Annotated in this window: 1 pseudogene; it reads right to left on the bottom strand. The window is 40.8% G+C overall.

Annotated features, from left to right (window positions below):
* Positions 1-17 precede the first annotated feature (17 nt).
* Positions 18-417: pseudogene (locus AABK37_RS41930) on the bottom strand (IS4 family transposase); the annotation flags it as partial.

Here is a 417-nt window from a genome sequence, read left to right as displayed (position 1 = left end):
TGCCCATTGGTGTCAACTTAAGAAGATAAAACCCAAATTTGTTGGGTGTAAGCGTCAATCTCTCGATGACGCTTACGCCTGGCTTTGACTAATCCAAACAGTTTTTGACGTTCCACAAGATAGGGAACAGGGTCACTAGCATCACCACGTAGAACAGCTTGAGAAAAATGGTATAAACTACGAAAAACCATCTCTGTAGAAATCATGTCTAGTGGTTGATTCAAGGCGATCGCTACATCGATACACAATTGGTTAAGAACAGCATAAAAAATCCAAGTAGCCAAAATTTGAATTTGTACACCATTCTTGTCCCCAACCCAGATATAGGCTAACCCCAAAAGCCGTTTTGTTAGGAGAAATGCGTCTTCAATTCGCCAACGTCTTCGATATAATTCACACAGTTGTTGTGCAGATAAG

The organism is Tolypothrix sp. VBCCA 56010 (genome assembly GCF_050875635.1).
GTDB lineage: Bacteria > Cyanobacteriota > Cyanobacteriia > Cyanobacteriales > Nostocaceae > Hassallia.
The sequence above is the reverse complement of the archived record's forward strand: the minus strand, read 5'-3'. Positions and strand labels throughout refer to the sequence as shown.